9 protein-coding genes are annotated in these 6,976 nt (G+C 34.3%); 6 read left to right on the top strand and 3 right to left on the bottom strand.

Features of this window, described 5'->3' with window-relative positions; translation table 11 throughout:
* Nucleotides 1-444: 444 nt before the first annotated feature.
* Nucleotides 445-1,674: a hypothetical protein gene (locus A372_RS0106430; protein ID WP_019420006.1), complete on the bottom strand. Its 1,230-nt coding sequence runs from the start codon at nt 1,672-1,674 to the stop codon at nt 445-447.
* A gap of 562 nt (nt 1,675-2,236) precedes the next feature.
* Here A372_RS0106430 and A372_RS0106425 point away from each other — a divergent pair.
* The 6 genes from A372_RS0106425 (at nt 2,237) to A372_RS39495 (ending at nt 5,445) form a co-directional block, all read left to right on the top strand.
* Nucleotides 2,237-3,118, top strand: a complete 882-nt coding sequence (locus A372_RS0106425; protein ID WP_019420005.1) for a ParA family protein — start codon at nt 2,237-2,239, stop codon at nt 3,116-3,118.
* Nucleotides 3,088-3,474 carry a hypothetical protein gene (locus A372_RS0106420; RefSeq protein WP_019420004.1) on the top strand — a complete coding sequence of 129 codons (387 nt, stop codon included), beginning with the start codon at nt 3,088-3,090 and terminating at the stop codon, nt 3,472-3,474. The genes A372_RS0106425 and A372_RS0106420 overlap by 31 nt, the downstream gene beginning before the upstream one ends.
* Nucleotides 3,464-4,168, top strand: coding sequence for a hypothetical protein (locus A372_RS0106415; protein ID WP_019420003.1), 705 nt, complete (start codon nt 3,464-3,466; stop codon nt 4,166-4,168). Before A372_RS0106420 ends, A372_RS0106415 begins: the two co-directional genes overlap by 11 nt.
* A gap of 227 nt (nt 4,169-4,395) precedes the next feature.
* Nucleotides 4,396-4,677, top strand: a complete 282-nt coding sequence (locus A372_RS39505) for a transposase (RefSeq protein WP_019420002.1) — start codon at nt 4,396-4,398, stop codon at nt 4,675-4,677.
* Nucleotides 4,678-4,850: 173 nt separating this feature from the next.
* Nucleotides 4,851-5,366 carry a DDE-type integrase/transposase/recombinase gene (locus A372_RS39500; RefSeq protein WP_443146831.1) on the top strand — a complete coding sequence of 172 codons (516 nt, stop codon included), beginning with the start codon at nt 4,851-4,853 and terminating at the stop codon, nt 5,364-5,366.
* The gene (locus tag A372_RS39495; RefSeq protein WP_443146830.1) at nt 5,320-5,445 is read left to right on the top strand and encodes an IS3 family transposase; all 126 of its coding nucleotides are present in this window, start codon (nt 5,320-5,322) and stop codon (nt 5,443-5,445) included. Before A372_RS39500 ends, A372_RS39495 begins: the two co-directional genes overlap by 47 nt.
* A 59-nt stretch (nt 5,446-5,504) precedes the next feature.
* Here the strand turns inward: A372_RS39495 and A372_RS0106400 are convergent, their stop codons facing one another.
* Nucleotides 5,505-5,882: a hypothetical protein gene (locus tag A372_RS0106400; RefSeq protein WP_019420000.1), complete on the bottom strand. Its 378-nt coding sequence runs from the start codon at nt 5,880-5,882 to the stop codon at nt 5,505-5,507.
* Nucleotides 5,883-6,092: 210 nt separating this feature from the next.
* A complete protein-coding gene (locus A372_RS0106395) occupies nt 6,093-6,638 on the bottom strand; it encodes a hypothetical protein (RefSeq protein ID WP_019419999.1) in 546 nt (181 codons plus the stop codon).
* Nucleotides 6,639-6,976: the final 338 nt, after the last annotated feature.

Below are 6,976 nucleotides of genomic sequence, written 5' to 3'. Positions count from 1 at the left end.
GTTAATTCAAAGTCAACTTCAGCAATGGATCGCCGGTTTGCCAAGCTACATCAAGTCTTACCTGCCTATTTCATGCTGCGAAAGTTGAGTTATCAATAAATATCAACTTGGACTATAATTTAAAATATTATTATTTCACAGGCCATTTGGACTTTGTTATCTACTAGAAAGAGCCATTATAGCCGTTACCCTCTATTGAATACGACGGTAATGACCATAGAAAGAATCCCAAAACAATAGAGAACGATAAGAAAAAAGACACTCTGTGCAACTATGCCGAATTTGAACTGATTCGCATTGCATCCAATGACGAGATTGAAGGATGGGAGAAGTTGAAGGCATACTTGAAATCTTTTGCTTAGTTGTTTCTTCTACTCCGAAAAATACAGTGGGGCTGTTTCACATCAACTAAAAAATACTTTTAAAACAGCCCTACCTGCATTTTTAATTAGACAATATTACATTGATATCTTTTATTGTTTGGATTATTGCATCACTATCACTTAATCCATGTTTTGTATAAAATCTTGTTCCTTCTGTGAATGCTGATTTAAGGAAATATTCAGAACCTCCATAAAGAAGTTCTAAAGCAGTTTGATATGAAATCGAATCTAATATTACATCAAAATTAAAAACTAAATTGTAGTTAGTTCCAACAGCAATCAAATAGTTTCTCACTACATCTTCAGATAAAGAATATCCAGTATTCGACAATATAGTATTAGGCAGATCGATATTATTAATCTGTTCAATATCAAAGGTTTGAAGCTCATCCATTTCTAACTGATTATTGATCGACCCTGAAGAAGCACCAATAATTTTGTAGAATTTTGTCCCATAGTTCTGAGCAATCTTGAGTTTAGTAGGATCATATTTTGCTTGTTTCAGTAAACCAGCATACGTTTCAATAAAAGGAATGTCTCCAATCAATTTATCGTAACTAGGGTTAATGTTATGCACTACATTGTATAGATAGTCTTCAAGTGTAATAACACCATATAAGTCGAATCCGGAATTTATTGTCGCAAGACTCCGATCAATTCCTAAATCACCATAAAACTGAATTCCCAAATCAAGAGCAAACTGTTTTTTTTCCTCACTATTTTGTGCATCATTCAGTGCTATTGTATAAGTTTTTAGTGCTTCAATCTGATTCGCATTTAAATTGTGCTCTTCAAGATTGTAAAACAGATATTTTTCTTTAAGGGCAATATCCTTATCACTATTAAATTGAAATTGTGGATATTTCTCTTTAGGAGTAAGTGAAGAAACGCCTAGGTAAGTAAAATTGTCATAAAGATAGTTGTTAGGATGTGTTTTATAGTGTGGTCTAACATAAGTACCATCCGCTCGATAATATCCTTGTACGTAAACAAGCTTAGAAGCTTCGGAAGTTCCTACGAAATTCTTCCCTTTGTATAAATTAATAATTTTTGATGCCCCGTAGTTATTGTTACTTGTGAAAGTTGAATTATAAGATTTATCATCAGTACTAGTAGACCCACAACCTCTGTAGTATCCGCTAACTCTTGTACCATTCTTTTTTGTATAACCACTTACATAAGTACATTTAGCTTCTACATAATCAGGAAAAACCGTTATAAGCGATACGGAAAGTAGAAATGCACATAATAAAATTACTACCTTCTTTTCAACCCACTTATTAACAATCACATTAATAAACTCCTTTCATATAGTCTTTATTACCTAATATAACACTACTTTCAGGTCAAAAAAACCATTTTTTTCTTCAATCCCCAACAATAATAGACTAGATGATAAAGCTTTCTTATGGTGAGAAATCACTGCCAAGCATCCGTTGTTTACCATCACTTGCGGTTCAATGAATGAATTTGCAAAAGTGCATCGTGGCTTAGTCGCATTCGTGCAAGTAAGTTTCACTATCTACTCGATAGAGAAAGTAAAGGAGAAATAGTCTAAAACTCCCATAGATATATGTCACAAATAAAACGTGATTTACAGTGCAATTGTTGTATGCGCTAAAGCTCCTCAACTATTTTGGATAAAGGAAATATGACAGTATTCGATGTTATAATCCTATCCCAATTCCAATATGGTATAATCATCCTATGACTCAAGAATTACTACTTAAAATTTATAAATTCATTACTTACTAGAGTGAGAATAAAAAGTTAATCTTCGACTTTTGAATAAAAAATACTCATAAGGCTCTTTACGCTGATAATACAAGAGTAAAGATAAGGAGAATTTAGAGATGGGACATGTAATAACCTTTCTTAATATGAAAGGTGGCGTCGGAAAAACTACTCTATGTAAAGAAATTGGATACTATCTAGCATCTCGTGGTGACCGAGTGCTTTTAATTGACGTAGATCCCCAAGCAAACCTTACACAATCATTATTTAAAAAATACAGACATAAACATACTTATGAACGTGAAAACGAAGAAAACAGGAACTTTAAGGTCTGTACCTCTAGCATTAATATGGTATTCAATCACTCTTATATTGAAAAGACCGATAAAGAAAAAGCAATACTTAATCTAAGTGATAAATTATCAATTATCCCTGGGGATTTAAATACTGTTTTTCTTGAAAGAACTTTAGGTGGCTCAGACAAAGAACAAGCCCTCAAAAATTTTATTGAGGATTTCAATCTAACTGATGATTATAAATATATTCTTTTAGATTGCCCTCCTACATATTCTTTCTATACAACTGCTGCATTGTTAGCAAGCGATTTTTATGTTTCGCCCATTTATCCTGATTCATACTCAATTTTAGGATTAGATTTATTATTTAAAGCAATAGAAAAATTAAAATCTGTACATAGGGATCGATTTAAATATCGCCCTATCTCTCAGATCGGCGTTATTTTTTCAAACATAGCGAGGAAACCATCTATTGGTGTACAAAATTTTATTGATGAAATTCTTACAAGCGATGAACTTAAGAAAAAAGAAATATATTTCTTCACGAATTATTTTATTAAAAATCCCCAAATTCCAAAAGACGTAGGATATTTTATTGTAGATGGCGAAAGTGGTAACTCTCAAATGAATATTGAGACTATTGTCGAAGAATTCGATGAAAGGATAATAAAATTATGTCCTCAAAATACAGTAAATCAAACCTAAGTAAATTAAATGGCAACACGAATATAGATTTGTTACGATTAGAGCTTTATTCCATTGTCACTGATGTTTTTTTAAGTAAAGAGTACTTTAATAGAAACAGCGACATCGTAGCTTTTATTGATGCAATTAACTATCAATATGCAGATTATTTATTTAAAAGTCGTACATTGCTACTAGCTAGGATTTTAAGAGATATTAATAAAGCGGAAAAAAATGAATTACTATTGATTATGCGTAATCTTCAATATTTACTTTTTAATAATATTGAGCCGGATACTAAAACAAAAGGTAAAAAGTCAAAGAACTATGTTGATTCAATAATGGAACAATTTAAACGAGGTTTAGATGGTGAATAAACAAACAGACTATCAGAATTATTTATTATTTATTCGTGAATATTACCCTCAAAGTGCATTTTTAAAATCTGAAGAAGGTCTTGTCAAAAAACTTTTTATTAGTATCCATGACTCGCTTATTATTTCTGAAATATTTTCAAGTATAAAAAGTTTGAATCCTATATGTACTCAATTACTAGCAGACCAAAAGTTAATTTATTTAAAAACCTTGTATGTTTTACCGATTAATGATGATTTTCAATTCTATTCGATTATGAGAGCTAATGTCGAAAATTTATTAAGAATACTTTTAAGCAAATTTAAACCTGAAATGACATACAAAGAAATCAAAGGAACAAGTTTTTCTACACTGAATGAATTATTAGATTCAACTTATTTGAACCAAAAATATAAAGTTGAGTTGTCAGAGCTTTATAGTTTTTTTGGTTCTTTCTCAAAAAATATACATAGGATTTCTAGTGAACAGAATACTATTTTATATCTCAAAGAAATGATGAGCAATTCCCTTATAGCTAGACCTTTAGAAACAAAAATTACTTCCTTAGAAAAAATCAAGACCATTCTTATTTATGTATTCTTGGATATTTATAAGCTTAAAAGTGATTCTTTTGATACTTCTCAACTTTCAAGGCTCCATTCTATTTTGGGAGAAGAGGAATATGCAAAACTTCCTTTCTTTAAAAAAAGTTACTAATACTCCCCCTTTGTCTACGAGAACATATCCACCGGCTGCACCTCAATATTAGTGCAGCCTCCACCACAACGCCAACAGATTGTATGATTTTTGTCTAGCCTCTTACGCGGCAAATCGACGACCCTCAGTGCCAGCTTTGGGCGCTGTATGGATCGGGCTACACTTAGTTGGACAGATAAATTAAAGGTTAGTAGAATGTACACATCATAACAGGAAGCGGATCTACTTTGCCCAAAAAAAGACGTACATTTACAGACGACTTCAAGAGACAGATGGTTCAGTTATACGAGAATGGGAAATCAAGAGCAGCTATTGTACATGAATATGAACTGAGTGCATCTGCACTGGATCGCTGGAGCAAGCAAGCGCAACAATCAGGCTCGTTCTCAGAGAAGACTAATCCTACCCCTCAAGAGAACGAATTACTCGCCTTGCGAAAAGAGATTAAACGTCTCAAGATGGAAAACGATATTTTAAAGCAAGCAGTGCTGAGCATGGGACGAAAGTAAGTGTCATCAAGCGAAATCGTGACAAATACTCGGTAGCAGCAATGTGCGACGTCCTACAAATCTCCAGAAGTACGTACTATTATGAAGCGAAAGAACGCCAGAATGAAGATGATACCACGAAACATATCGTTGAGATCTTTAAGAATAATCGGAAAGCATAAGGTACGAGAAAGATTAAAGTAAAGCTTCGTGAACGTGGATTTATCGTATCCAGGCGTCGAATCGGCCGCATTATGAAGGAACAAGGTCTCGTATCTACCTACATGGTGGCCCAATTCAAAGCACACAAAACGACGTGTAACGAATCGAAACAGGCAAATGAACGGAACCGTAAGTTCCAGCAATCAGAGGCCAAGCGCGTCGTCGTAAGCGACCTAACTTATGTCAAAGTCAAAAACAGGTGGCACTACATCTGTGTATTTGTCAATCTCTTCAATCGAGAGATTATTGGCTCAAGTGTAGGTCCGAAAAAGGACGCCGCTCTAGTAGCGCGTGCCTTTGCTTCTGTGCAAGGAGATTTGAGACACATTCAGCTATTCCATACCGATCGTGGTTGTGAATTCAAGAACAAACTAATCGATGAGACGCTTGCTACGTTCCAGATCGGTCTTTCTCTAAACATGAAAGGATGCCCTTATAATAATGCTGTTGCTGAAGCTACGTTTAAGGTCATACGTAAACTGGTTTAACAAGCATCGCATACATGGGACTCTAGGCTATATGAGCCCGGTAGACTACAGAAGATTACCCCTTAAAAAAGCTATCTGATTTAATGTTGACAATCCAATCCATGCGAGTCAGGCATTCGGAACAATAGACAGAGAAACTTAAGTGGGAAAAATGACTCCTAATATAAAGCCATCCCTCGTTTGGATAACAACTAGTAACTTATCACCGTCTTTTACCCTGAATATTTTATCGCCTTTGCGAATTTCATAGGTACGAGTGGCCTCTGGATACACCACATCTCCATCAACTACGGGCTTCTCTACGATTTCATGAACCTCACCTATTTGTTTGCCTAAGTCCTCTTCCGGGAAATTATCCCTGGTTTTAAGACTATAGAGTCTATCATCTATATATAAATAACCAATAACCTCATCGAATACCTTTGTAAAATCCACTCCTTCCAAAACATCTTTTTTAGAACAACCAATAAGCATTACACATGATAGCAAAATTACAAGAACCTTTACTGACTTCATCCATAGTCCTCCTTTATACAACGTCACGATTTACTAAATTGCCGTAACCCTAGATTCTCTTCTTATTTTAACAAATAGTTACAGTCAACAATATCCTTCTTTAGTTTTACATAAATTGAAACAAAACAAGTAACCCCCTCAAGCTAACGGATAAAGAGTTCAGCTTAAGAACTTTTTATCTCTATTAATAGAGGGGGGAAGATTTAATTGCTATTCAATTAAAAAATCTTTGATATCGGCAACTTCATTGTTGTAATCCATTCGAATATAATCTAGTATTTCAAACTGACCATCAATTTGTTCAACGGCAAACTTCAAGTTGATGATATCTCCAGGTTTAAATAATTTAGTCAAATCACCTTTAAAAGGCCAAGAAACATTCTCAAATTTCGATGACTTAAAACCTAGGTTCGTTACATCTTTCTCGGAATCATAGTGAATTGCAGCTAAATTATCTTTGAAATTAATTGTATCTCCAACGCTCAAATTTTTAAATTCATATACAAATTCCCCTAATTGTTTATCCCACAATTCATTAAAAAGGTCATCTAGAGCATAGTGGGGCTTAACATCGAGTGAATTGAACTCCTGTTTGTGTGAACTTGGGGGCTTTATATACATTTTATCATTAACATTTACATGTTCAAATGGCGCAACACTTTGCCCAGGAAGTTGCTTATATCTATGGCGGTATGTGAAGAACAAATTCCATGAGTTAGATTCTGTATTCGTCCATTTTATGTACCAAATCCCCATAATCATTTGGATCAAAGTGGAACTGAGCTAGAGGTTCTAGTACTTGTAACTGTATTATTAGTTCTTTGATTTATTACCTCAACCGCTATTTTCCCTGTAAACAACGGCGCCCTTGATCCCCATATCCAAGCGTCTTGGCCCGCATATTCATCAAAAACCAAATCCTTTCTTACAATGGCGTACTATCCTACTTGAAGAATCCGCTAATCTCGCCTTTTGATAATTTCGGCACGAAGAAGTTCTCTACTACCTAAAATCACTTGCGAATTTTAGACAATGTTTTCGGATTGTGGGATTCTGTAAGCGGTACCAACGCTGCTACAATAAACATGCAACGA

The sequence above is a fragment of the Paenibacillus sp. OSY-SE genome, from assembly GCF_000283315.1.
Taxonomy (GTDB): domain Bacteria; phylum Bacillota; class Bacilli; order Paenibacillales; family Paenibacillaceae; genus Paenibacillus_B; species Paenibacillus_B profundus.
This window is presented reverse-complemented; position numbering and strand designations above follow the sequence as displayed.